Raw genomic sequence first — 26,495 nt, 5'->3', positions numbered from 1 at the left:
ATATGAGAAAGCATAGGATTCCTATTCGTTAATAACAACAGAAAAGTATTATTTATGGTAAAATATCGTTCTTTTTTATCTTTCGGGATAATTTTTCTCTTCATAACGATTGTACAAAACAGTGTAACAGTTGCTTTAGCGCGTGATCCCAAATCAGTGGCGACTGTTGATATGGCAGAGCTTCTCCAATCGGGTAAAGTAAAGGATCGCTTTGAGGGAGAGGCGGATGCACCAGTCGTCATTGTTGAGTATGCTTCGTTGACATGTACCCATTGTGCGCATTTTTATAATGATATACTTCCCCAAATTCGTAAAAAATATATCAAAACAGGAAAAGTAAAACTTATTTTCCGAGAATATGCTTTTGATCCTCGGGCAACAGCAGGTTTTATGTTGGCACGGTGTGCACCGGAAGATCGCTATTTTCCTTTGATAGAAGTTTTATTTCAAAAACAAAATGAATGGGCTTTCGGAAAAAATGCTCTAACACCATTGAAGAAAATTGGCTTAATGGCTGGTTTTACAGATGAAAGTTTTACTGCGTGTTTGAAAAATCAGTCCATTTTAGATGAAGTAAATGCATCTTTTGAACGCGGTAAAGAGCTTGGTGTCACAGCAACACCTACTTTCTTTATTAATGGTAGTAAATATGAAGGTGCCATGAAAGTAGAAGAATTTTTTTCGGTGATTGATAGTTTTCTTAAAAACTGAATCTTAATCTTCCAGAAGATGGATAGTGATACTTTTGGCCATTATCTCCTTTGGAAGGATTAATATTATGCATTTATGAAGCGATATTGTTTTTGAGCCAATTTTGATCAAATCATTGCTTTTAAGTGAGCCTCGGTTGAATGATGTTTTGATGCTGATATGGGAGGATTTGTACAGTGAAAAAATGGGTTTATAGTTTTGGAGATGGAAAGGCAGAAGGAAGTGCAAGTGAGCGTAACCTTCTCGGAGGTAAAGGGGCTAATTTGGCAGAAATGAGTAATCTTGGTTTGCCCGTACCGCCAGGATTTACGCTGACAACAGAAGTTTGTAATTTTTATTACGCCCATGACAAATCATATCCAGAAGAGCTACAGGAATCTGTTAAGCAAGCACTAAGACGTGTTGGTGAACAAACAGGACGTGAATTTGGGAGTGAGCAAAAGCCACTTTTGCTGTCTGTTCGTTCAGGGGCTAGGGCTTCTATGCCAGGGATGATGGATACAGTGCTTAACCTTGGCATGAATGATGAGACTGTAAAAGCCATTGCTTTACAAGCCAATAATGAACGTTTTGCTTATGATAGTTATCGGCGTTTTATCCAAATGTATTCTAACGTTGTTTTGGGGCTAGACCATTCGTATTTTGAAGAGATTCTTGATGAAGCAAAGGCATGCAATGGTTACACTATTGATACAGAAATGACAGCAGATGATTGGAAGAATGTTATTATTTCTTATAAAGCCTATGTTGAAGAAAAATTAGGAACCCCTTTTCCACAAGATCCTGAACAACAGTTATGGGGGGCAATTGGAGCCGTTTTTTCAAGTTGGATGACAGCACGTGCAGTTACTTATCGCCGTTTACATAGCATTCCTGAAAGTTGGGGAACGGCAGTTAATGTGCAAGCTATGGTTTTTGGTAACATGGGAGAAGATTCGGCAACAGGTGTTGCTTTTACACGCAATCCATCGACAGGGAAAAAAGAACTTTATGGTGAATTTTTAGTTAATGCGCAAGGGGAAGATGTTGTGGCGGGCATTCGAACGCCTCAAAATATTACAGAAAGTGCGCGTATTGTTGCTGGTTCAAATAGACCGTCGTTAGAAAAAATTATGCCTGAGGCTTTTTTGAAATTATGTCAGATTGCGCAGAAGCTTGAGCAGCATTATCGGGATATGCAAGATCTCGAATTTACCATTGAAAAAGGTAAATTATGGATGCTTCAGACTCGTTCAGGAAAACGCACGGCTCGTGCGGCTCTCAAGACGGCAATTGAAATGGTTGAGGAGGGGTTAATAAACCGTGAAGAGGCTGTGATGCGTATTGATGCAAAGTCGCTGGACCAACTTTTGCATCCAACACTTGATCCTAAAGCAGAACGTTTTGTTATAGGACGTGGTTTACCTGCTTCTCCTGGAGCCGCAACTGGTGAAATTGTTTTTACTTCAGAAGAGGCAGAAACTGTGTCGGCGGAAGGTCGCAAAGTTATTTTGGTCCGGGTAGAAACAAGTCCAGAAGATATTCATGGTATGCATGCTGCAGAAGGAATTTTAACAACGCGTGGCGGTATGACAAGTCACGCTGCTGTTGTTGCGCGGGGGATGGGAAAACCATGTATTTCTGGTGCTGGCAGTGTGCGGATTGATTATAACACAAATACATTGTTTGCCTCAGGAGAAAGCCTAAAAAAAGGTGATGTTATCACAATTGATGGTGGAAGTGGAGAAATTTTCAAAGGGAAAGTTGCAATGTTGCAGCCTCAGCTTTGCGGAGACTTTGCAAAATTAATGGAATGGGCTGATGGGATGCGACGTATAAGAGTTCGCGCTAATGCTGATACACCATCTGATGCCCGTATGGGGCGCTCTTTTGGGGCTGAAGGTATAGGTCTTTGCCGTACGGAGCATATGTTTTTTTCTGATGAACGTATCGTTGCCATGCGTGAAATGATTTTAAGTCATGATGAAAGTGGTCGTCGTAAAGCACTAGATAAGCTTTTGCCAATGCAGCGTTCAGATTTTAGTGAATTATTTGAAATTATGTGTGGTTTACCTGTTACTATCCGCTTGCTAGATCCACCATTACATGAATTTTTGCCTAAAACGAAAGCAGAAATTCTTGATGTTGCAACAGCTATGGGTGTTTCTGCTGAAGTGCTTGCTGAACGCACTCAGCAGTTGCACGAATTTAATCCTATGCTTGGATTACGAGGATGCCGTTTAGCTATTACTTATCCTGAAATTGCAGAAATGCAAGCGCGGGCGATTTTTGAAGCAGCAGCAGAAGCTGCCCAAAAATCTGGATCTCCTGTTATGCTTGAAATTATGGTGCCACTGGTTGCGCTTAAATCTGAACTCGATTTTGTGAAAGCGCGTATTGATCAGGTTGCTGAGGAAGTGATGAAAGAAAAGGGAAGCACTATTCAATATATGGTTGGGACGATGATTGAACTTCCAAGAGCGGCGCTTCGAGCAGATGAAATTGCTGAAACTGCTGAATTTTTTTCATTTGGAACAAACGATTTGACACAAACTACTTTTGGGATTTCCCGTGATGATGCAGCTCCTTTTTTGGCAACCTATTTTCAAAAAGGTCTTTTAGAGCAAGATCCTTTTGTGTCTATTGACCGTGATGGAGTAGGGGAACTTATTACCATTGCTGCACAGCGTGGACGCTCAAAGCGTGCAAAAATAAAATTGGGAATTTGCGGTGAACATGGAGGCGATCCTGCCTCTATTGCTTTATGCGAAGAAAATAACCTAGATTATGTTTCGTGTTCTCCTTTTCGAGTGCCAATTGCTCGTTTAGCAGCAGCTCAGGCCGCAATAGCAAAAAGGATGTAATGGGTTAATATTTTTTGTTGTATCGTTATTACTGAAATAAATTTTTATATATTCTTTTATTTTCTTTAATAAAGGGAATAAAAATGCTTCTAAAATGCACGATAAGTTGTGTTACGCGTTAGAGGTTTATGAGAGAAAATATAAAGCACAGGATAGACAAAGATGTATTATTAATGCACTTTTTATTGGCGAACCTCTTGATAGAGAGAAACGTGTTATTGTGCAGTCAATTTACGCGTTTGCTTTTTTATAGGGGAATGAGCTCCTCACGCAAAGTAGAATGCTGCAAACAAATGCATTTTTTTTGCGCATCATGCTGTTTGAGATAGACATTTCTCAGTGATGCCCCATTTCACATTGATATTCGTGGAATGGGGATTATGTAAAACTCCCCGTAAGTTTATAAAAATCTTCCCAAAATTTATAAACTCCATTATGCACTCCCATCTTTACATTTATAAAGGAATATCAAAGTTACACAATCTATTGATTTATAAAGATAATTTTTTATTTCTCATATTGAATGAAAGCTGTAAATATCATAAGATCTTCTTATTTCGACTTCTTTTATAATGAATCAATCAAAACCATGTTTTTTGTATGTTACAGGCGGGATGAGCGTCTGTAGGTAAAAAAATAAAGCAAGGATATGCCTCTTATGAAACGTCTCAAGTGAGAGCTATCACAAATTGAAGGTAGGTACAGTGTGTAATGGTGCCGGCTTGCTTCTTCACAAGCGTAAAGATGATGTGCGCTGTCGCGCAGTTGTTGTGGGGGGGGGGCCTGCTATTATTATTCACGGGTGTTGTTGCGAAGTGGTTTTGGGTGCTTTAGAGATGTTTTTTAAGAAAGCCCGTGAATGGCAATCCAAGTATATTCCGTTTGGGACATTTTGTTTTAGGTGAGGGGGAGTGAGACCAAAAAGACATGTGATAAAGTAAGAGCATGAGGCAATAGGTAATTTCCGTTATTTTAAAGATATTGCTTTAGATGTCTTTGAAAGGCGTAAAGCTGAATTAAAAGGAAATGGCAAAGATGAAAAATGGTGTTTACCTTAAAATTTCATATTCTTCCCAAATTAGGCTGTTTTCCTGTTTTAAGAGATTATACAAACAGAGATGCGCAATATTCTTGCCTCCATTTGGCATATAAAAGCTATAACAGCTGAGAGAAGTACTAAACTGTCTTAACATTTTTTTCAAACATACTGCTGCGGTAAGTTTGGATGTTGATTTATAGACAATACTAAACGCACACGCTCTCTTAAGAAGACAATGTCATAAAACACATAACTTTCCAGCAATAGATTAGAGAGAAGGCCGGTTTTTTATCATACACTTTGCAAAACAACAACCATAACACAATTAGCTTTACGTCTACTTATCCTTACAGGTGTTTGCACAAATTCTTTGCATCATATTTATAAAGATCAAATTGACGATAATATATGGACAATTCGTGGTTCGATAATATGAAAGGTTTACGTGATACTACAAAAATTTCGTGTCCTTTTATCATCAGAGGCAATAAAAATGCTAGAACAAGCGCGTTTGCTATTTTGCAATATTCTTTTTTCTGCAATCGGTTGTGGTTTTTTTGAAGCAAATTATACGGCTCAATATGTAATGTGTAAGAAAACCATTCTGATTGATTGAAAATAAGAGGGCTTGAGATGAAGGAATGTTTGAGGGGAGCATTAAACAAACGAAAGATGAATTATCATTATAAATTAAGAGATTATTATGATTAGATTCAATTTAATAAACCAATTTCACGCATTTTCATTAAAATTGTGTGATTAATTTTACCTGTTACAGGAAGATCAAATATTTTTTGAAACTGTTTTAAGGCTTCTATCGTCTTTTGATCTTCTATTCCTGTGACAATAACCTCCTCATTCCCAAAAATATGTAAAGCTTTTTGCACTTGTATAATATCTTCAACAGAAGGCTCTAAAATAGCTTCTTTTAAGTGTGTCATATTTTTTGTATTGTTTGTTTCTATTTCGCTTTGCTTAATTAATATCGCGATTTCATCTGCTGCGGGATTAGATAGAACATTCTTTTGCATTCTCTGAGCAGTTTGCTGTTTCCATAAAGTGATGGCTCGGCGTGTTTTAGGTCCTTCCAGTCCATCTAATGGTCCATCATAAAGTCCTAATTTTGCTAGTTCTTTTTGCTTTTCCAGCATGCTTGCTGATTGAGAGGGTAAAGGTGAATTTGTGTGCTTATGGCTTTGAGAATGTACAGAAGTTACACGGGAGAGTTCTTGTGATTTTTCTTCTTTTTCCGATAAAGTAGAGCTCTTACCTATACTTTGAACAGAGGAAAATTTCATTTGAGTTAAAATATTTTGATGCGTTGTCATTTGCGAAAATAAAGCATTAAATGAAATAAATAAAAAACTAATGCTAAAAAGAAAAGATCCAACAAAAAATAAAGTATTTTTTCGTGTATAGAAATAAAGAGTTTTTGCACTCCAAAAAATAAAATGAAAAATTATAAGAAGAAGTGTTATAACAATACTACTATAGTATTTACGGTGTTTTACAGTTTTTTTTCGGTAGGTCTTTCGTTTTGTTGCCATTACTTTTATTTTCAGTTGCGTTTATTTTTTACAAAGAAACAAATATAAATTAGGAAACGAATATGAATCAGTTTTTACTTCCAGCCAGAGAGAAGTGCATTGACATTATTGATTTTTCCTTTCAAACTCCTAAAATGAGCGGCTTCATTATATCAATTTATAAGTTGATAAATCAACAAGAGTTCTTATCAACGTTTATTCATTTTATTTTATACAAATCTTTAATGTGTATAAAGAGAGCACCAAATGATTAGCATTCAAGATCATTTTGGTGTTTGCAAACTGCATTATCACATATAATTATCTAAACAATAATGCCACGTTATTCTTCATTTTGGGGCATATGTTTGCCTATTATTTAAAATAAAATTGAAAATATTTGCCTATAACGCTAAAAAGATGACAATCATTATCTATTCTTTATAATTTACATATAGATGGTTACTTATCCATAAACGGTTTGGTAATAATAATTATCTCTTAATATTATTATATTTTGGTATAAATTCCTTCTATTAAATAATTTTCATAAGTATTAATTAAATTGATGTTTACAATGTTATAGAAAAAACTGGCTTGAGATGTAATCATAAGAGATGCAGTTATTTTTTGATGTTTTTATTGACAGGTTGACTATTTTCATAACATTCCAGTAAAAATTTTATAGATAATATAAATATTTTATCGACACTAGAGTCAGAATAACAGAGTTTACTCTTTTTAGCTTTTTCAACTAAGCTAAGATGGTGGACTATTATTTAAAATAATTATGTACACCACACGATTATCTCTCTCATTTTTTATCATAGTATGTTCATTAACATGACCAGCTTGTAAGTGTATAATTTTGATGTTAATTTTTTACTGAATAGACAATGTATCCCATTTTATACAGCGGAATTGTGCCATATTTATAAAAAAGCCAATGATATAGATCCAATACATGAATACTCAATTTTATAAAAAGCACATTTTATAAATTGTTTATAAAGCAACAGTGTATAAAATGCTTCTTTTATTGTATTTACCACTGCGGTACATTGATTGTCCATGATACGTTTTTTAATCAAATTATCATTTTTTTTATTTTTTATTTTTGTCATTATTTCATTTTTTGTAGCAGATCCAAGCAGTAATCATTCTTCTAGCCCCCAAAATAATGAGACAACAACGAGCGATGTGATTGTTGCTTTTAAGGAAGCCTTAAATGACTTAGGCGCATTTTGTGACCGTAATATAAAAACCTGCAAAGTAGGAAAATCCTTTTTAAGTTCACTTGGTGAGCGCGCATATTACGGTGCAAGAGCTGCTTATGAATATTTAGGGAACATATTAGGAAACAAAAATGATATCAGAGACTTCCCCTAATGTTTCTTACAAAATCGAAATACAAGAGTTCTTACAAAACCATGCAATGTTATCTTGAAATAAGGATTTTTAACGTTCTTCGTGTTATTTATGTTAGGAAGAATAAATATTTATTTTTTATAAGTGTATTCAAGAATGATTATTCAAACGAAACAGGACTAAAATAATGGCGGAAACAATCGGTAATATTATAGAGAACTTTTCGCTTTTGGATAATTGGGAAGATCGTTATCGTTATGTCATCGAGCTTGGCTATGAATTGCCACCTTTTCCAGAAAGCGCTCGAAACGATGCTCACAAAGTTCCTGGTTGTGTTAGCCAAGTGTGGCTTCTATCTTCACGTAATAACTCAAAAGATCCAATATTGACGTTTCAAGGTGATTCCGATGCTCATATTGTGCGTGGACTCATTTACATACTTCTTGCTTTTTATTCAGGCAAAAAAGCTTCTGAAATTCGCAATTCTGATGCTCAAGAGCTCTTTGAAAAACTTGGTTTAAATGAAAATCTTACACCACAACGATCAAATGGTTTGAAATCAATGATTAAACGGATTCGTAACGAAAGCTATATGTAATCCCCTTGGTAGAAATTGCTATATATACAAAAGCTTCACACAAAACATGTATACTAAAATCAACTTTATGCACGAAACCATTTTTTCGCAAAATAAGATTATTTAGTTTTTTTCCGTTTGCTTTTGCGTCCAAGCCCCATTTCTTTGGCCAAAGCCGATCGTGTTTTTGCATAATTAGGCGCCACCATAGGGTAAGAACTATCTAACTGCCATTTTTCACGATATTCCTCTGGTAACATTCCATAATGTGTCATGAGATGACGCTTTAGAGATTTAAACTTCTTTCCATCTTCAAGGCAAATGAGATAATCAGGAAATACTGAACGCTTCGGATTAACGGCAGGCCTTTGTTTTTCAACTTCGACTTCTGTTAACTCTAGATTCCCTGCTTTACGAAAAGCAGCATGGACATCAGCAATTAAACTTGGCACTTCAGTCGGTCGAATAGAATTATTACTCACGTAGGCAGCAACAATATCAGCAACCAATGTAATAACTAAATTGCTTTCAGTCTCTAAGACTGCACGATGTTCCATTCTTGTTTCCTTTAATTTAAAATTGAGTAATTCAAAATCGAGATATAGTGCATATACTCATGATATAAAGATCTCATGCACATGAGTTTCATATTGTACAAAAATCTTTTTTGTCAATTCAATTATTCTATAAAATTGCCAAAACACAAAAAAATCAAATAAATACCTATTTTTTGTCATAATATACAATAAGAAAAACGAAATTATTACATGCTAAAATATATTTTTACCCTATAACATATCATACATAATATATAATACATCACAAATATAAAAAAATATATGATAAAATTTATTTATTTTTTTTGAGAACGTAAAAATAAAATTACTAATTATAAAAATATAATATATAAATTATTATATTTTGTTTTGAATACTTATAGTTTAGTAAGTTTATGTTTAATAAGTTTTAAATTTGTTTTTATTATTTATATTTATAAAATTTAATAATAAAAAACATGATATATTATAAATATGACATAATAGTATTATTTGTAATATAAAACTATTCATTAAAAGGAGATAGGACATTTTTATTTTTTATACAGTAATAATAATATTTTAGATATATTTATTCCTTTCTGTAAAATTATGCGATTATACTGTTTCAAAAAAAATCAATTCTTTTTCTAATAGTTTAATTGTTTTACCAGTCACTTTCATTATAAAAGTGGTGTTATATCCCTAGAAAACAATAGCTGTGATATGTAATGAACAGAAAGGTATTAGTTTTAAAAATTATCATGGTGCTATTTTTGCAAGTGAATAGAACTTATAGATTTTTACACTTGCATCAATCATTGTGATTCTAACATATAAACGAAGCTATTAACATATTTTAATATAGGATTGTGTATGACTCGCACTTTTGCAATTCCTCCCAAAGCATCTAGAATCACTCATAAGGAAATATATCATGGTATTTTTCGTGATGATCCCTATCATTGGCTACGTGCGTCTAACTGGCAAGATGTTTTTAAAGATCCTAACTGTCTTGATCCCAATATTCGACATTATCTTGAAAAAGAAAATGCTTATCAATCAGCTCAAATGGCTGATACAAAACCATTACGAGATTTGCTTTTTACCGAAATGAAAAACAGGATCCAAGAGAATGATAGTTCTGTTCCTATAAAACATGGTGCTTTTGCTTACGGATTCTCTTATGTTACCGGAGGCCAACAACCACATTATTTTCGGACACCAAGGAATGGCGGAGAAAAAAACGTGTACCTTAATGGTGATGTCCTAGCAGAAGGCAAAGAATATTTCAAATTTGGTTCAGTTCAAGAATCTCCTGACCATACACATGTGGTATGGACCTATGATGACAAAGGATCAGAGTTCTATACAGCTAAAATTCGTAATTTTGAGACATTGTCTGACTGTATGGACACAATTACTGATACATCTGGTCAAATTGTATGGGATGCTAGGTCTGAAGGTTTTTTCTATACTAAGATGGATAAAAACCACCGACCTTCAGAGCTCTATTATCATCAATTAAACACAGATCAATCACAAGATAAGCTTATTTTTCGTGAAGACAATCCAGGTTTTTTCTTAGATGTAAGCGGTTCTAAGCTTCATGATGTTATTTATATTAATATTCATGATCATGAAACATCCGAGATCTGGTTAATTCCTGCTGAGGCGCCTTTTACTGTTCCCCAATGTGTACGGAAACGACAAAAAGGTATTGAATATTCACTTACAGAGGGTGGTGATGTCTTTTATATTCTAACCAATTTAGATAATGCAAAAGATTTCAAAATTATGGTAGCGCCATATACATCTCCACAATCAGAAAATTGGTCTGAGTTTATCCCACATCAGCTTGGGTGCCTAATATTATCCCATGATGCTTATCAAGATTTTCTTGTCTGGATCGAACGTTTTGAGGGGCTTCCACGTATAAAAGTAATGGAACGTACCACTAAACAAGTTAATTCCATTGCTTTTACTGAAGAGGCTTATTCTTTAGGTCTGCAAGGAGTTGCAGAATATAACAGTCCAACTATTCGTTTTTCCTATTCGTCTATGACAACACCTGATCAAGTGTTTGATTATGAGATGAAAAATTGTAAACGAATGCTTTTAAAAACGCAAATAATTCCCTCTGGGCATAATAAAGATGCATATGTAACACGACGTATTACAGCAATAGCAGACGATGGTGAGAAGATTCCTATTTCACTTTTTTATCACAAAAATACTCCCCTTGATGGTGGTGCGCCTTGTCTGCTTTACGGTTATGGTGCTTATGGGATCTCTATACCTGCCAGTTTCAATAGTAATGTACTTTCTCTAGTAAACAGAGGTTTTATTTACGCTATTGCTCATATTCGCGGAGGAAAAGAAAAGGGAGTAGAATGGTATGAGAAAGGAAAACATCTCTTTAAGCACAATACATTTACAGATTTTATTGCTTGTGGGCGTTACCTTGTAAACAATAAATTCACTTCTCACGACCGGCTGATTGCTCATGGTGGTTCAGCAGGGGGGATGTTGATGGGAGCCATTGCCAATATAGCTCCACAGGATTTTGCTGGGATCGTAGCAAATGTGCCTTTTGTTGATGTCTTAGCGACAATGTTAGATGCTTCATTGCCACTCACTCCTCCAGAATGGGCCGAATGGGGGAATCCTCTTGAATCAGAAGAAGATTATAAGCTTATTGCTTCCTATTCCCCTTACGATAATGTCAAAGCTCAAAACTATCCCCCTATACTTGTGATGGCAGGATTAACAGATCCTCGTGTAACTTACTGGGAGCCTGCAAAATGGGTGGCAAAATTACGAGACCTAAAAACAGACGATAATGCAATTTTATTACGTATTAATATGGATTCAGGGCACGCTGGTGCAGCTGGACGTTTTTCAAAGCTAGAAGAAGTTGCCTATATCTATGCATATATTCTAAAGATAGCAGGAAAAGACTTTTGCTAATCCATAATATTTTGGTATGAAAGTCTCCGATAATTTATTGGATTATAGGGACTTTCATACACTAAAAAATTATTGAGACAGTTTAAAATTCACATTCTTCATAAAGTTTCAAAACATAGTCCCAATTAATTAAATGGTCTACAAAGGCTTCGAGGTACTTCGGTCGAGTATTGCGATAATCAATGTAATAGGAATGTTCCCACACATCGACACCCAAAATAGGGTGAGCATTGTGAATTAAGGGATTTTCGCCATTAGGCGTTTTCATAATTTCAAGCTTGCCATCTTTAACAGCAACCCACGCCCATCCAGAACCAAATTGGGCACTAGCAGCAGCAATAAAATCAGCGCGGAATTTGTCGTAACCACCTAGATCAGCGTCAATAGCTTTTGCTAACTTTTCAGGAAGTTTTTGGCCACCACCATTTTTTTTCATCCAAAGCCAAAAGTGGTTATGATTGTAATACTGCGCTGCATTATTAAACAAACCAATATTTTTTCCAAAACTTTTTTTAACAATATCTTCAAGGCTTTCATTTTCTAAGCCTAACTCTTTCACAAAATTATTGGTGTTGGTAAGATAAGCAAGGTGATGCTTATCATGATGATATTCAAGCGTTTCGCGTGACATATAAGGCGAAAGGGCATCGTAATCATAAGGCAACGGGGGCAATTCAAAAGCCATTTAAAAATCTCCTCGATTCTAATTGTTAAGCTTATTTCATAAGCCTAATTTGCCATTTACCGAATTTAAAAGCAAATGTTGAATACCTAGTTTGTATGAAATTAGTTTTAATGTCTCTCTTTTTGTAAAAGAAGCTTTTAGGAAATGTATATTCATCAATCAAAAAGGGTATTGGTCTACATAAAGATTGCTTCTGAAGATTTTTTACATCTATGAGCGGGTAATAAATATCATTATCTTTTGAATAAAAAGTAAATGGAAATAGCGATTATTCCTTGTTTTGGTATCTCTATTTTTTCAAATACCATATAAAATGTTTTTAATTTTTGCAAAACTTTTCCAGTTTATTGGTGTATCATAATGTTTTCAACAGAATATTAAGTGTTATTTTTAGGAAATATTTTTCAATGTGCTTGATTTCATTTTATGGAGCTACCCATGAATAATATAATGTAAAAATTAGTGGACATTACCATCTTTATGCTTAATGCAAGAGCACAGCAGCACTATCATACACTTACCGGTTGCCAATGTGGTGACAGCTTTTTTCTTAAATTGAGCAAGATGAGATTTTAATATATCAAGAAAAGTAAATCATATGCAAATTTATTAGATACATGAGTAAACTGCAAGATTTTCATTTTCTGTTCCTAGAAAATCAATACAAAGAGCAAAATAATTGATGGATAAATGGTTCCTACTTATGTTAAAATCACAACTGTATATCAGTTTCTGCTACGAATTTGTATCGATGGCAATGCCATACAAGACTCAGAAATTTTATGATAAAAAAGTAAAGTCTTTGATTTTCAGATATTGCGTCCAATCACAGGAATCGCTATAAGGTGCAAGAGTCGCTATAAAGCGTGTTTTTTTGGGGTATAGCCAAGCGGTAAGGCACCGGTTTTTGGTACCGGCATTCCCTGGTTCGAATCCAGGTACCCCAGCCAGTTCCGGTAAAATGTTAATAAAAGTTCGGCTTGAGAGTGGATCAATCCCCTTAACTATCTATTGCTATTCATAGAAAGTCTGGTAAGCTGAAAAACACCCATTTGTAGCGGGTTAGCTCTAAATATGGTAAGGTTCTCTTGCTATAGCTATCGCTTAAAGAGCTCTTTTAAAAGATTCTTTTCTATAAGACGAGGGGTAAATGATTTATGCGCACTTGCTTTAGAAAAACTATTTGGCTGGATTTTGCGCTCTATAGCAACACCAGCGTGCAATTTTTCGTATTCCACCATCTTCATTACGTCGTACAGCATAACAATAACGCTGATCAGGAAATATATTTCGTTGCATATCGCGTACAATATGAGCAGTATGGCCATAGGGTGCTACACAATCAATAAACCATACGTATTTTCCATTCTGCCAATTGGCATCAGGTAAAAATTCTCCCTTATCAAGCATAGATTGATGATTTTTCTCATCTAAAAAAGCCCAAGTGATAAAGGCACAAAATTCTCCGCGTTCATTTTTATAGAGCTTGTATTGCCCAGTCTGTAAAGCTGGTCCTAAATTTCGTTCGATATCCCAGATTCGCCAGCGGCGGTATAAGGGAGATGTGAGCATTAAAACAACCATGGCACCCAAAGCCGTAAGAGGGTCTATGAATGATGGTGATGAATTTTCATTTACAGACATTATCTTTCCTTTAGAGATTGTTCTAAAACTTTGGTAATAGGTTCAAAGAAATAGGAAATGAGACGCCGTTTTGAGGTGATGACATCCGTTGCCACAGTCATGCCAGGGATAAATTTAAGATGTTTGTTATTCAAAGTGATGTGATCTTGGTCAATTTTGATTAAAACAGCATAGACACCATTAATTTCTTTATTATAGCGCGCTGTAGCGCCTACATTAACGACTGTACCGTGGATAACACCGAAACGTTCAGGTGGAAAGGCAGAAAACTTGATGTAAGCACGTTGACCCTTTTCTAAAAACCAATATCTCGATTATCAAAAAACGCTTCAACAATGAGACCACCTGCATCAGGGACAATACGCATAAGCGTTTTACCAGCTTCTACAAAGCCGCCCAAAGTATGGATACTTAAATCATCGATATGTCCATCAACAGGCGCATAGAGTGATAAGTGGTCAAGATGGTATTGAGTGCTATCAAGCTTTGCTTTTAATCCTTGAAGATTCAGTTCTGTTTCACGCGAAAGTTGCCGATAGCGGGCGATTTCATCGGAAATGAGACTTTTCCGTTGTTGGCGGAGGGTGTTTATTTCGGCGGCATTTTCTTCCAAACGTCTTTGATTGGTTAAAATTTCATGCTCGACATTTTTAAAATCATGTAAACGCTCTAAATAAACGGCTTGGCTAATGACTTTTGTTTCCATCAGGCTTTTTGCAGCTTTTAATTTTCCTTGGCTTAATTGACGATCATCTTCCAACCTATCTAATTGCGCATGTTGTGTTGCACCGCTGCGCTCGACGCGGTCCGCTTGTGCTTTTAGCGCTCTTAATTTATCTTGGAGAGATTGAAGGGTAGCGCTAATAAGTATTTCTCCTTCTATTCTTGCAGTCTGATTGCCAGAAGGAGGAACTGGAAGATAGGCAAGTCCTTTGGTCACAAAATCTTTATCCAAAGGATTGCTTTCAGCAAGAAGTGTTGTAGGTATGTTATAAAGAAAAGAATAACCGGTATTCCACGGTAGGTTTGTGCAAATCAAAAAGGCCACACAGTATGGAGTTGTCCAGCCTTTTTATGCAAGCAAATGGGAAAATAACGCTCACTTTACAGCATTTTCTTAGAACTGATAACGTATTCCACCAGAAAAGCTCGCTCCTGTTATACCCGTTTTTTGTAGCTTTTGTTGGTAACTAACATCACCATGAAGTACGATATTGTGGGAGAGTTGTGCATTGATGCCCAAACCGCCTTCAATGGCAGTTCCGGCAGGATCAAGGTCAAATTCCTTACCAATCTGTATTTTCCCATCATCACTAAAGGTTTTAAGAAAGTTCACTTTTCCATAAAAAGAAAAGGGATAATCACTTTCGGCAGAAACAGTTTTAGTTAAACGTCCGCCAATCCGAACCAACCATTGGGAAGGATTTTTCATATCAATTTCTAGATTATCAGCATCTTTCATGGTGTCAAACGACAATTGTTGATAAACAATTTGTGCTTGTGGCTCAAACTCTATCCCTGCCATTCCTGTAGCAAATTCTTTTCCAATGGTAACCAAAGCGCTCAAGGTTTTGGCACCCTTCAAGTTTGCGGCATTCTTGATATCAGCCGTAGTGATATTTCCATCGATCATGCCATAGGAAGTTAGGACATCGACATATAAGCCATTGTTGTGTTGTATACTGCCATAAGCTGTAACCGCCCATTTATTGAGTGTGCTTTTGTCTGCACCCTCCATATCATTAGGTGTGAAAGAGAGTTTCCCATAGGTTCCCATAAGTCCAAAATGCATGGTGATATTTTGGCTTTCCATTGCAGCTAATGCACCACCTGCTTGTACGGCAGCATAGCGAATATCAGCGCCATAGCCATATTTGAAGGGACCACGCTCAGAGGTTAAGGTAGCATTGCTACCATAGGGTGAAAAGAAGAAAGAATAATTTTGTGTTGTACGGATATCAGCTAACAATTTGCTTTGCTTAGTAATGTCGGTAAAACCAGCGTAGAAGAGAGCGTTAGGCATCACGATATAGCTTGCCACTTGCGGTACGACAGCTTCCACATGTGGACCAGGGACAGAGCCACCGGAACCGCTACCGCCACCGGAGTCAAGAAATGCTTTATGCAAGCGAAAATCCCAGAAGTTTTCATTTTTTTCATCAAAGAGGTTTTGCTCAATATTGGCTGTGCCATGGCGTGATTCTGGTCCATAAGCAGTTAGTGTGTATTTATAAGGCAAACCATCTCTTGTGATATAACCATTGGCTAATTTGAAGGAGTCTTCCATCGCTTTTCCAGAGACTTGGATAAGGGAAATACCGCCTGTATTCGAGGGGGCCGCAGCATTTTCTACACTGTTTTTATCCCCTACATCACTCTTGATATAAACTGTTGTTGTACCTGATGCATCGCCATGAATGAGAACGCGATCGGTTTTTTGATCATCTACAGCAACCCCATCGTTCCATGCCATGTTAAAGTGGATTTCTGCGTTTCCAGAAGCGTTATAGATCTCTGGAGTATCTTTTTTACCAGAACCGATATGTAATGTGTGATAATGGTTTTCTACTGGCTTTTCAAAAACAATTTTGCTGTCATTGAGGTTGAGTGCAGAAACATCAGAACGTGATCTTTGAGTGATATCAAGTAACTTGCCCGCATCATCTTTTTCTTTTGTGCTGGTGTTCACAAACCATGTTGTATTGTTTTTGAGATCAAAGCTTGTTTGTCCATTTTCGTCATTTCTTACACCACCTTGTAAGACAGAACGGTCTGCGGAGAGTGAAAAGATTTGATTAGGTTTTGGTGTATCATGGATTATCCCTACGAATAACCTATCGGCTCTGATTTCTGAATCTTTGAGGTTGAGTTTACCATTTGATGAATTGTTGGCAACAATACCCGTTCCATCTTCGATGAGAAGGTTTGTATTGGTCAGGTTTATTTCTAAAGTTTGATCGTTTTTTGAGTTATCAAAGCGTATCCCATTGCGCTGTGCTTTTGCAGAAATATCTGTGACATCAATATGTCCGCCATCTTTTACGACAAATGCTGCTCCTTTTGCACTTACACTCCCTCCCGTCATTGTGATTTTGGCTTCTTCACCATCTACATGGAGTCCGTAATTTTTAGATGTTACTGTGACATTATCATTTAAAGTAATTGTGCTACCTTGCAGAGTTTGTACTTCTCCACCAAAGGAACCTCCGCCCATTACTGTTATTTGGGAATTATCATTAGCCAAGAGAGCTTTTTCTGCATTCTTAACGGTTACATTATTTAAAGAAACCATGCTTCCTTTGTCAGCACTTATTCCTTTCTCCATAAGAAAGCCATCTTTACCGCTTGATATTTTCACATCTTTCAGCGTGTTTTCTTTGCTTGTGGTTTCAAGGAATAATGCACCTACTGCTTCGCCTCCTGTGACCTCAATAGATCCTCCTGTCATCTTGATTGTCGCATTATCACTTTGGGCTTTAACACCGATCTTAGCATTTTTAATTGTTGTGTTTCCATTCAATTCAATGGTGCTGGAACCTCTTGCAAATGCGCCGAATTTTGTTCCTTTTCCATTTGCTGTGAGAGCAACGTCTTTAACATTAATATATCCACCAGCTTTTGTATATAATACACTATTGCTACCGGTAACAGTTCCCCCTGTCATAAAAATTTTTGATTGCTCACCAATTGCATGGAGGCCATCACCCTCAGATGATGTGATTTTAGCCTCATTGTCCAAAGTAATGGTACTACCACTTTGAGCATTGATTGCATCTTCTTTTGCCTCAAAAGATCCACTAGAAACCATTACTTGAGATTTGTTATCTGCATAGATGCTGCGTTTTGCTTTTGTGACGGTTACATTATTTAAAGAAACCATGCTTCCTTTGTCAGCACTTATTCCTTTCTCCATAAGAAAGCCATCTTTTCCACTTGATATTTTCACATCTTTCAGCGTGTTTTTTTTGCTTGCGGTGTCAAGGAATAATGCACCTACTGCTTCGCCTTCTGTGATTTCAATAGATCCTCCTGTCATCTTGATTGTCGCATTATCACTTTGGGCTTTAACACCGATCGTAGCATTTTTAATTGTTGTGTTTCCATTCAATTCAATGGTACTGGAACCTCTTGCAAATGCGCCGAATTTTGTTCCTTTTCCATTTGCTGTGAGAGCAACGTCTTTAACATTAATATATCCACCAGCTTTTGTATATAATACACTATTGCTACCGGTAACAGTTCCCCCTGTCATAAAAATTTTTGATTGCTCACCAATTGCATGGAGGCCATCACCCTCAGATGATGTGATTTTAGCCTCATTGTCCAAAGTAATGGTACTACCACTTTGAGCATTGATTGCATCTTCTTTTGCCTCAAAAGATCCACTAGAAACCATTACTTGAGATTTGTTATCTGCATAGATGCTGCGTTTTGCTTTTGTGACGGTTACATTATTTAAAGAAACCATGCTTCCTTTGTCAGCACTTATTCCTTTCTCCATAAGAAAGCCATCTTTTCCACTTGATATTTTCACATCTTTCAGCGTGTTTTTTTTGCTTGCGGTGTCAAGGAATAATGCACCTACTGCTTCGCCTTCTGTGATTTCAATAGATCCTCCTGTCATTTGAATGACACCATTGTCTTTTGCTTCAAGTCCAATGACAGTCTCTTTAATGGTTGCATTATTATGCAAATCAATCATGCTGTTAGGACCAGTGGATTTTGCGCCTGTTCCTTTGTTATATGCGGTGAGAGTGATATCGGCGACATCAATATATCCGCCATTTTCTGTCAACAGAGCACTTTTTTTCCCCTTTACAGTTCCTCCAGTCATTGTGATTTTAGATTGTTCACCATCTGCATGGAGTCCATCATTTTTAGATGTTACTGTGACATTATCGTTTAAAGTAATGGTACTGCATTGTTTAGCTTGTACCTCACCGCCAAAGGAACTGACAGATATTATCACATGTGCATCAGAAGATGCTGCTACGGATAAATCTGCTTCATTAACGGTTACATTTTTTAAAGTAATTATGCCTTTTCTAGCGGAGATTCCTTTGCTCATCGAAGTGTTGTCTTTACCGCTTGATAATTTCACGTTTTCCAATATCGTTGTGCCACTGTCATCAGTGTCTGATATAACGCCATAATCGGCTGCAATAACACCTCCTATCATCTTAAATGTACTACCATGCCATATTCCAACACCACTATGCAGCTGAGTATCGTTTGCACTTTTAATGGTTGTATCCCATAACTCAATTGAAGATTGGGTTCTAAGGACTACAGCATCCAAATCGTTGTTTATTGGATGACCTCCGGTCAGTGTTAAGTTTTTACCGATGACTTTTCCACCATTTGTTGTTTGAATATATTCATAAGTCTTGTTTGATACGTTTTTTACTTCTCCTTTATCAACTTCAAGAGATTCAGCATGTACGTTGAGATTTTTGCCAAAAAGCATAATTGCTGCGATAGCTGTACAGGAGAGTAAAGATTTTTTAGACATAGCTGTTCCTCCCTTATAAGCTCCGCATGTTCTCCCCGCTTAGAAGTAAGAAAAATAAACAATTTAAATTTTAATTACAATACTTACCTATTAGTTAATTTGTTATTATTTGTCAAATATTATAAATTTACTTTTTAATAAAATAAATCATTTTTATTGTTTAATACATAGTATATTAATAGTTAATATATATTAATACTTAAAATATTTTAAATAAAAACATCAAATGAGAGACAAAACAATATTTTTGTTATGAAATAAGTTAGGATTGAGATATTTTCGTTTAAAAGCTTTGTCCTGAAAGAGTAAAAGCACTTTCAGTAATAAGTAATAATAGTGCAAACAAATGACAGGTTGGTAGGGATTTTTCTGTTGGAAGTAAGTACAAGTTTCTACTCATCATCTTGAGAAAGAGGAAGTGACGAGATTTCTGTATCAAGCGCATCCATAAAATCGATAATAAAAACAGCATTAGTCCCCAAATCTCTTGGCGAATAACGAGAAGCAGAACGCATATCAACAAAAGTTGTATCCCCTTCACCAGTTAAACGAATAACAATATCTGAAATAAAGCCAAGGTAAAAAGTTTTTGCCATTGTTTCAATATAAAGCGCATCTTCTTCACCTTTAAACTTTTTTTGAGCCACAACTGGCCAATCATACGCAGCTAAAACATTGAGAACGGATTCGCGAATACGGTCAGGTGATCCATCATAACGGCGCCCCGATATTTCTGGCCATTGTGACATCTGTAATGTTGTTTGTTCAGTCAAAACACTTTTGAGCGGTAAAGCAATGCACAAGCTTGTAGGCATAATTATGTGTCTACAAACTTGACAGGAAGGTTTAGGTGCATAATTTTACAAAATTATATATTTAATTTGGATTTTTTTTATGAATGAGATTATTAGTATTATTGTAGAATTATTATTTTCTATAGGTGCTTTATTTATATTTTTCTATACATTGTTTTCATATTATAAATCTAAAGGTTATAGTAACAAAGAAATTGTGAAAAAAATGTTGTTAAGCACATTTTTGTTCATTATATTTGTTATATTACTTTCTATAACAGTTTTTATTTGTATACGTTATTTATATGAAAAATGATTATTTATTATCTTTATATAATAATGTTTTTGATATTTTATTTTCAATATTTGTTTTTATATTTTTATTAAGTTATAGATAAAGTGATGACAGTTGGAAAAATAGTATAAAGGAAGCAATTAAGACATTTAGTGGGTTATTTTTGGCGTTTTGTTTTATTTATGTTGCGTTTAAATATATTATATATTAGTATTTATATTTAAGTTATGTTTGATGAAAAATTATTTTCATTTAAATAAGTTTCTATTATTTGTAATAATATATATTTTTTTTTATTATTATGAAATTTCTTTATAAAATTGAAATAATCATTTATTGTAAAATACAGATGAATTTATGTGTATTTTATTGTTAATTTTTTCTGTAACTATATTACATATGCATCATATTTTATGATAAATGTATTTCATCTTTCTTGATGAGGGTGTATTTTTCTATTTTCATTGGAAAAATGCGCCTGTAAGAAATGCTTAATTTCCTTATTAGAGAAGTCTTCTTTCCTACTTTTATGATGAGATTTCTGAGCATAAAAAATATATGTAAAATCAATTATAGTATTTAAGTTTAGAATTTGAATTCAAATATTTTATCTATATGTCACGCGCTAAAAAGAGGCTATAAGTTGCTTTTGGGTGTTTAAAGAACTTGTCAGTAATGCTTATGGCCGTCGAGAGACGATAAATGTTTTGTGCGTTTCTGCACGTCTCAAAATTTATTTTTGAAATAAGCTAATTTAGTAAATGTAACTTACTATACTTCTAACCTCTACTCATTATCTTCAGAAAGAGGAAGTGAGGCGATTTCTGTATCAAGTGCATCCATAAAATCGATAATAAAAGCAGCATTTGTCCCCAAATCTCTTGGTAAATAACGAGAAGCAGAACGCATATCAACAAAAGTTGTATCCCCTTCATCAGTTAAACGAATAACAATATCTGAAATAAAGCCAAGGTAAAAAGTTTTGGCCATTGTTTCAATATAAAGCGTATCTTCTTCACCTTTAAACTTTTTTTGAGCCACAACAGGCCAATCATACGCAGCTAAAACATTGAGAACGGATTCGCGAATAAGGTCAGATGATCCATCATAACGGCGCCCTGACATTTCTGTCCATTGTGAGATCTGTATTGCTGTTTGTTCAGTCAAAACACTTTTGAGCGGTAAAGCATCACTGGGACGTATTGTGCGAAAAAAAGCCGGCGGGTTTTGTGTATCGGTAGAAATATCGTAAAGAGCTGGTAAGGTAAACCAAAGTCCCCAAAAGAGCATCAATGGTGTTGCAGTTATTAACGAATAAACGATCCCTTTTAAAGCTTTCATTCCCCCTAGGGCTCCATAGACCCACAAACTATGAAGTGCTTTAATAGCCAGAAAAAGAGAAATAATTACACAGCCAGTAGAGATACCTATCAAAATTATGAAATCGGTTACGTTAATAACGGAAAAACGTTGTAAAATGACTGAAAATAATAAAATAAAGAACGACAATCCACCAAATCGAGGGGACCATACTGCTGCTCTTGAAACGAACCGAACATATCTCTTCTTCATGAAGTTTTTTCCCCTCAATTGTAAACTATAAGCCAAGTTTTTTCAGAGTGCCTATCGTACAAAAAGCTTCTGCTTATAAGAGAAAAATAAAGCACTTATTTTTGAGGTCAAGGATGCGTAATGTCTTATAAGTTTCCAGCGATTATTTTCGCACTTTATTGAAGGTAAACAGTATTTCTTCTATAGTTTATCATGTCATTGATGCGAATTTTATGGGAATGTTTGTAAATAAAAAGAAATAAACTCAAATAACAAGTTTTACAATTGTTAGCAGCATATTTTTTTAGAGCTTTACTCTTGATTTTTCTCTTCTGATTGCGGGGAGTTTTTTCTGTCAGATAATGCGTATCAAATAGGATATGATGATGTGCAATAGAGATTTCATTCTACCTCAATAAAAAATTGAGGGATCTACAATCAGACAAATCTGAATTCGAATATTCAATTAATAGAGAAAAAAGATAACCATTTTGATAGGCTTCATGTATTTTGTATAGAAAGTAAGGTGTTGTACAAATGAGAGGTTAGTCGGTTTTTATTCATAAAATATACGGCAGGTCGCAGATGAAAGGAAAGCTTCACTTTCTTTTTTCGCAAGGGAAAAAGGGACAAAAGTACGTAAAATAACAAACCCTTCATTCAAATTTTTAGCAACCAAAACTGAATTGGTATTTTTTTTAGGTTTTGATTTTTTGAGTTCTATGATTTGTATTGGTTTTCCAATGATAAGATCGAGTGTCGCATCAGGGGCTGTTCGGTCATTAAGGCTATAGAAAATAATTCCGTTGTGTGTGTAGGCTGCTAGTGACCAAAATTGTCGTGTTTTCAAAGCTTTTAAATGAACAGGTCCATTTTCAAGGTTAAATCTGCAGACTTTAAGAAGAAAGAGGGGATCAGCAGATTGTTGAATAGGATTATCGGGAGTAAAAGCAACAAATTGATAAGGGGCTCCGGATTTTTTAAGTGCTGTCCATATATTATCCTGTGCCCAATAGGGGATCAGAAAGAGAACGCAAATATGAACGATAATAGCGCCAATGATTGCAAGAAGTGCGGTATGAATAAATCTAGTCACAATTTATTTGTCCTGATGGAATTTGTTCTATTGATGGCATTGTAAGCTTTTGTAATGCCGTTGCAGAGATGATTGAGGTATCGTATAAGGTAAGAATAAGCCCGAATTCTTTTTGACTAACTGTTGCAAGCCAATTGCCGGTTTGCGGTGTGGGTGAAATATTAATGCGCAATGAGCCATCATGCTCATAAATAATAGCGTTCGTGTGGAGTTCAAAAGGTATTTCTTTGGATGAAGTATAGGGTTTTAGGGATTTGTCAGCTGTATAAAGGGTAAAAAGACGGGTTTCAGGGATGGTGCCTTTGAGTAAATAATGACAGTGGGGGTGGAGTGGACGCCCTTGGTTATCTTGCCAAATCTGGAATTGAATACCTTCAGTTCGTCCGAGTGAAACAATGCCTTGTTTAGCGGTGCGGGCGCGGGTATAAGGATCCATATTGGCTGTTCCCATTTGTGGATAAGCACTCCATTTTCCAATTCTAAAGAGTCCAAAATGAGGAAAGGAATTGAGCACATAATCGACACTCAGTTTTCCACATAAAATGGAAAAAGCGAAGATAAAAAAGAAAATGGTGATATTAAAAAACATCAGTGAATATCTTGAATTCAAAATGTTGTATCTCCAGTTGTTTTCATTTTCAAAGAAATTGCAGATGTTTTTTTCAGATCTTTGTTAATCAATCGCACGATATTTAATGTTTCAGGAGAAAGCGTAGAGGGTATTGGAGGAGGAACTTCAGAATCTGCATGGGAAGAAAGTACTGGGGGCTGATAAGGAAGGAGAGAATCTTTAACACCATAGAGCTGTTTGAGCATGATATTTTGATGTGCAGCAAGCATGATGCGATGCCATATCATGGCAGGAACGCCACCCCCAAAAGCACGATTCATCGGTGAAAAGTTATCATTTCCCATCCATACCGCTCCTGTATAATTGCCTGTAAAGCCAACAAACCAAGCATCACGATAAGATTGTGATGTTCCAGTTTTCCCAGCGACGAGAGTCATGGGTAGAGCAGCACGCTTACCAGATCCTCGTGTCGTGACACCCACCATCATTTGGTTCATATAAGCTGTTGATTGTTCACTCAGAACTCGGTGTAGTTTTTTTCCGTTATGTTCGAAATCCCATACCACATGCCCATCGATTGTTCTGATTTGCGTGAACCCATGACGATTACCAGCTATCCCGCCATTGGCAAAGACATTAAAGCCAGTTGCTTGATCCATGGGGGTCATGTTGGAAGTACCAAGAACCATTGTTTTGTGTGATAAAATATGCGCGTTAATCCCCATATTCTTGATGAGATCTATGATGGGTTGGGTATCACGGTTAAGATATTGATAGGTGAGATACACAGGGACTGTATTAATAGAAAAAGCTAAAGCTGTTGCTAAATCAATTTTTCCCAAATAACGACCAGAATTATTTTTTGGTGTCCAACCTCCCCAATTGATAGGAGCATCTAAAACGATTGTCGAGGGAGACAGTCCGTGTTCCAGTGCGGTTGCGTAAACATAAGGTTTGAATGAAGAACCAGTTTGCCGTCCGCCTTGTGTTGCTCTGTTAAATTGGCTCTTTTTATAATCTTGTCCTCCAACAATTGCGCATACGGCACCGTTATTATCGAGTATAACGGTGGCAGCTTGGGTTACGCGATATTGTTGACCATATTGATGTAAATGATATGCGATTGATTCTTCTGCTGCTTTTTGAATATTCGGATCAAGGGTCGTTTGAATAATTAAACTATGGCTTGGAAGTTGATTACGCATTTTTTTGACTTCCTCGAATGCCCAATCAAGAAAATAATCTGGCTGATTATTTTCTCTTTGGGGAAGTGCCTTAGCAGGGTGGCGATGCGCATTGATAATTTGGCTCTTCGTCATAAAGCCACTATTAACAAGATTAGAAAGGACGATATTGGCACGTGTTTGAGCTGCAAAGAGATGACTATGAGGAGCATATTTTGTTGGAGCTTTAAAGAGTCCTGCTAACATAGCAGATTCACTTAAAGAGACATGACGTATGTTTTTTCCAAAATAAAATTTTGCCGCTGCGGCAATACCAAAATTGTTTCCTCCCATATAGGCTCGGTCAAGGTAAAGTTGTAAAATCTGCTTTTTGCTAAAATTTGCTTCTAGCCAAAGAGCAAGATAAGCTTCTTTGATTTTACGTGTTATGGTTCTTTCGTTTGTTAAAAATAAATTTTTAGCCAATTGTTGTGTGAGAGTTGAACCACCTTGCACCACACCTTTAGCTTGCATATTTTGTGAAATTGCCCGTGTAAGTCCTTGAAAATCAATGCCCCAATGATCAAAAAAACGACGGTCTTCTGTAGCGAGAACCGCTTTAATGACAGTGTCAGGCATTTCTTCAACGGGGATAGAGATTGCCGGCAGTGCACCACGGTGCCCAATGGAATTTCCATAGCGATCTAGAAAAAGAATGGAAAAGTTTTTAGGAGAAGACCAATCTGTTTTGGTCAGTTCAAAAACAGAAATGCCCAAAATAGTGAAAAGAGTAAATCCCATCAACCCTAATGTCAGTATTTCATCGAGAACTTCAACGATAAAACGTTTCCATCCTTGAAGATGAAAATTTTGTGAGACGATTTTTGCCTTTTTCCAGAAAAAACTGTTAGCAGAACGAATGTGATAAAGCGCTGTGTCTAATCGTGCGTCTAATTCAATGAGAGCAGGACTATGAAATGGCTTACGGTGTTGCCCTTTCTTTTTTTTAAAAAAATCAAACATTTAAAGAGAGCCTATGGCAAAGCAATACAACCAAACAAATCTACAATAATTATATGGAGTAGAAGTATTTTTTTTCTATAGTGCTAACAGAGAAAGAATTTGTTTTAGAATTATGCATTTTTTGTAAGATAGTATATTAATATTTTATTATTTTATTGAATAAATTTTATTCTCATTATTAAAAATATTTTTTTGATTTTTTAAAAATTTGGAGTAATGTTAATATGTTCTTCTGTAAGATAGAGGATAAATTGTTTTCATTTGTGATTTTTTAATCGACTAAAAAAAACCATTATTTCTTTTATCCTTTATCAAGGAAGAGAAGAGATGGGTTATTGAAATATTTATGATGAAAAAAAAATTCTTGTTCGTAATAATAGCAGCTTTTTTAGAAGCAGATTCTGTTCTAGCTTCTGGATGTGCTGAAGTAGGTAAGAAGGCTGCCGCACAAGAGAGCGGGGTTCTCGTCCGTTCAAAACCGGTTGTTCAGGATGGAAAGGACATGTGTGCAATTGTGGTTGTTGTACCAGCCCGTAATGGTGAAAAGTTACGTCGTGTTGAATTTTTTGTTCCTGCTGATTAGTTTTTGGC

General features: G+C 35.8%; 16 protein-coding genes, 1 tRNA gene and 2 pseudogenes. 8 read left to right on the top strand and 11 right to left on the bottom strand.

The window, feature by feature from the left end; genetic code table 11:
• Positions 1-54: 54 nt before the first annotated feature.
• The 3 genes from ACFINR_RS00945 to ACFINR_RS00935 all read left to right on the top strand — a co-directional run bounded on the left by ACFINR_RS00945 (position 55) and on the right by ACFINR_RS00935 (position 4,459).
• Complete coding sequence (locus tag ACFINR_RS00945; RefSeq protein WP_375611143.1) at positions 55-711, top strand: DsbA family protein; 657 nt, start codon at positions 55-57, stop codon at positions 709-711.
• Positions 712-887: 176 nt separating this feature from the next.
• Complete coding sequence (gene ppdK / locus ACFINR_RS00940) at positions 888-3,554, top strand: pyruvate, phosphate dikinase (protein WP_375631606.1); 2,667 nt, start codon at positions 888-890, stop codon at positions 3,552-3,554.
• Positions 3,555-4,258: 704 nt separating this feature from the next.
• Positions 4,259-4,459 (top strand): hypothetical protein, encoded by a 201-nt coding sequence (locus ACFINR_RS00935; RefSeq protein ID WP_375652318.1) that lies wholly within the window; start codon positions 4,259-4,261, stop codon positions 4,457-4,459.
• 847 nt (positions 4,460-5,306) lie between these two features.
• Here the strand turns inward: ACFINR_RS00935 and ACFINR_RS00930 are convergent.
• On the bottom strand, positions 5,307-6,140 hold the full coding sequence (locus ACFINR_RS00930; protein ID WP_375613011.1) for a peptidoglycan-binding domain-containing protein: 834 nt from the start codon (positions 6,138-6,140) through the stop codon (positions 5,307-5,309).
• 1,050 nt (positions 6,141-7,190) lie between these two features.
• Between ACFINR_RS00930 and ACFINR_RS00925 the strand changes: the two are divergent.
• Together ACFINR_RS00925 and ACFINR_RS00920 are read left to right on the top strand one after the other, a co-directional pair.
• Positions 7,191-7,566, top strand: a pseudogene (locus ACFINR_RS00925) (DUF5330 domain-containing protein).
• A gap of 108 nt (positions 7,567-7,674) precedes the next feature.
• On the top strand, positions 7,675-8,085 hold the full coding sequence (locus tag ACFINR_RS00920; protein ID WP_375611146.1) for a SufE family protein: 411 nt from the start codon (positions 7,675-7,677) through the stop codon (positions 8,083-8,085).
• A gap of 98 nt (positions 8,086-8,183) precedes the next feature.
• Here the strand turns inward: ACFINR_RS00920 and ACFINR_RS00915 are convergent, their stop codons facing one another.
• Positions 8,184-8,621: a MucR family transcriptional regulator gene (locus tag ACFINR_RS00915; protein ID WP_012754848.1), complete on the bottom strand. Its 438-nt coding sequence runs from the start codon at positions 8,619-8,621 to the stop codon at positions 8,184-8,186.
• An 855-nt stretch (positions 8,622-9,476) separates the two neighbouring features.
• Between ACFINR_RS00915 and ACFINR_RS00910 the strand changes: the two genes are divergently transcribed.
• On the top strand, positions 9,477-11,570 hold the full coding sequence (locus ACFINR_RS00910) for a S9 family peptidase (protein ID WP_375652317.1): 2,094 nt from the start codon (positions 9,477-9,479) through the stop codon (positions 11,568-11,570).
• 82 nt (positions 11,571-11,652) lie between these two features.
• Here ACFINR_RS00910 and ACFINR_RS00905 read toward each other — a convergent pair whose 3' ends face one another.
• The gene (locus ACFINR_RS00905) at positions 11,653-12,255 is read right to left on the bottom strand and encodes a superoxide dismutase (protein WP_375628283.1); all 603 of its coding nucleotides are present in this window, start codon (positions 12,253-12,255) and stop codon (positions 11,653-11,655) included.
• 875 nt (positions 12,256-13,130) lie between these two features.
• Here ACFINR_RS00905 and ACFINR_RS00900 point away from each other — a divergent pair.
• A tRNA-Gln gene (locus ACFINR_RS00900) sits at positions 13,131-13,205 on the top strand.
• 229 nt (positions 13,206-13,434) lie between these two features.
• On the opposite strand, the gene ACFINR_RS00895 is transcribed toward ACFINR_RS00900, so the two are convergent.
• The 8 genes and pseudogenes from ACFINR_RS00895 to ACFINR_RS00860 all read right to left on the bottom strand — a co-directional run bounded on the left by ACFINR_RS00895 (position 13,435) and on the right by ACFINR_RS00860 (position 25,904).
• Complete coding sequence (locus ACFINR_RS00895; RefSeq protein ID WP_375645519.1) at positions 13,435-13,899, bottom strand: toxin-activating lysine-acyltransferase; 465 nt, start codon at positions 13,897-13,899, stop codon at positions 13,435-13,437.
• Between the two features lie 295 nt (positions 13,900-14,194).
• Positions 14,195-14,938 carry an HlyD family efflux transporter periplasmic adaptor subunit gene (locus ACFINR_RS00890; protein WP_375652316.1) on the bottom strand — a complete coding sequence of 248 codons (744 nt, stop codon included), beginning with the start codon at positions 14,936-14,938 and terminating at the stop codon, positions 14,195-14,197.
• A 78-nt stretch (positions 14,939-15,016) separates the two neighbouring features.
• Entirely contained in the window at positions 15,017-19,411 is a 4,395-nt protein-coding gene (locus ACFINR_RS00885; RefSeq protein WP_375652315.1) for an autotransporter outer membrane beta-barrel domain-containing protein, read from the bottom strand.
• Positions 19,412-19,803: 392 nt separating this feature from the next.
• A pseudogene (locus ACFINR_RS00880) lies at positions 19,804-20,205 on the bottom strand (DUF1499 domain-containing protein); the annotation flags it as partial.
• A gap of 1,081 nt (positions 20,206-21,286) precedes the next feature.
• A complete protein-coding gene (locus ACFINR_RS00875; protein WP_375652314.1) occupies positions 21,287-22,072 on the bottom strand; it encodes a DUF1499 domain-containing protein in 786 nt (261 codons plus the stop codon).
• Positions 22,073-22,607: 535 nt separating this feature from the next.
• On the bottom strand, positions 22,608-23,147 hold the full coding sequence (locus ACFINR_RS00870; RefSeq protein ID WP_375652313.1) for a hypothetical protein: 540 nt from the start codon (positions 23,145-23,147) through the stop codon (positions 22,608-22,610).
• The gene (locus ACFINR_RS00865; RefSeq protein WP_375652312.1) at positions 23,140-23,736 is read right to left on the bottom strand and encodes a DUF1214 domain-containing protein; all 597 of its coding nucleotides are present in this window, start codon (positions 23,734-23,736) and stop codon (positions 23,140-23,142) included. Before ACFINR_RS00865 ends, ACFINR_RS00870 begins: the two co-directional genes overlap by 8 nt.
• Before the next feature lie 17 nt (positions 23,737-23,753).
• The gene (locus tag ACFINR_RS00860) at positions 23,754-25,904 is read right to left on the bottom strand and encodes a transglycosylase domain-containing protein (protein WP_375652311.1); all 2,151 of its coding nucleotides are present in this window, start codon (positions 25,902-25,904) and stop codon (positions 23,754-23,756) included.
• A gap of 346 nt (positions 25,905-26,250) precedes the next feature.
• On the opposite strand from ACFINR_RS00860, the gene ACFINR_RS00855 reads away from it, so the two are divergent.
• Entirely contained in the window at positions 26,251-26,487 is a 237-nt protein-coding gene (locus ACFINR_RS00855; protein ID WP_375622279.1) for a hypothetical protein, read from the top strand.
• The last annotated feature ends 8 nt before the right edge of the window (positions 26,488-26,495 follow it).

Source organism: Bartonella sp. AP19HLJMH (assembly GCF_042196245.1).
Taxonomy (GTDB): Bacteria; Pseudomonadota; Alphaproteobacteria; order Rhizobiales; family Rhizobiaceae; genus Bartonella.
This window is presented reverse-complemented; position numbering and strand designations above follow the sequence as displayed.

Bases quoted from the DNA above. Each gene is read 5' to 3' on its own strand.
- ACFINR_RS00860 (WP_375652311.1), bottom strand. From the start codon at position 25,904: ATGTTTGATTTTTTTAAAAAAAAGAAAGGGCAACACCGTAAGCCATTT.
- ACFINR_RS00895 (WP_375645519.1), bottom strand. From the start codon at position 13,899: ATGTCTGTAAATGAAAATTCATCACCATCATTCATAGACCCTCTTACG.
- ACFINR_RS00930 (WP_375613011.1), bottom strand. From the start codon at position 6,140: ATGGCAACAAAACGAAAGACCTACCGAAAAAAAACTGTAAAACACCGT.
- ACFINR_RS00945 (WP_375611143.1), top strand. From the start codon at position 55: ATGGTAAAATATCGTTCTTTTTTATCTTTCGGGATAATTTTTCTCTTC.
- ACFINR_RS00865 (WP_375652312.1), bottom strand. From the start codon at position 23,736: ATGTTTTTTAATATCACCATTTTCTTTTTTATCTTCGCTTTTTCCATT.
- ACFINR_RS00915 (WP_012754848.1), bottom strand. From the start codon at position 8,621: ATGGAACATCGTGCAGTCTTAGAGACTGAAAGCAATTTAGTTATTACA.
- ACFINR_RS00885 (WP_375652315.1), bottom strand. From the start codon at position 19,411: ATGTCTAAAAAATCTTTACTCTCCTGTACAGCTATCGCAGCAATTATG.
- ACFINR_RS00855 (WP_375622279.1), top strand. From the start codon at position 26,251: ATGATGAAAAAAAAATTCTTGTTCGTAATAATAGCAGCTTTTTTAGAA.
- ACFINR_RS00875 (WP_375652314.1), bottom strand. From the start codon at position 22,072: ATGAAGAAGAGATATGTTCGGTTCGTTTCAAGAGCAGCAGTATGGTCC.
- ACFINR_RS00910 (WP_375652317.1), top strand. From the start codon at position 9,477: ATGACTCGCACTTTTGCAATTCCTCCCAAAGCATCTAGAATCACTCAT.
- ACFINR_RS00905 (WP_375628283.1), bottom strand. From the start codon at position 12,255: ATGGCTTTTGAATTGCCCCCGTTGCCTTATGATTACGATGCCCTTTCG.
- ACFINR_RS00920 (WP_375611146.1), top strand. From the start codon at position 7,675: ATGGCGGAAACAATCGGTAATATTATAGAGAACTTTTCGCTTTTGGAT.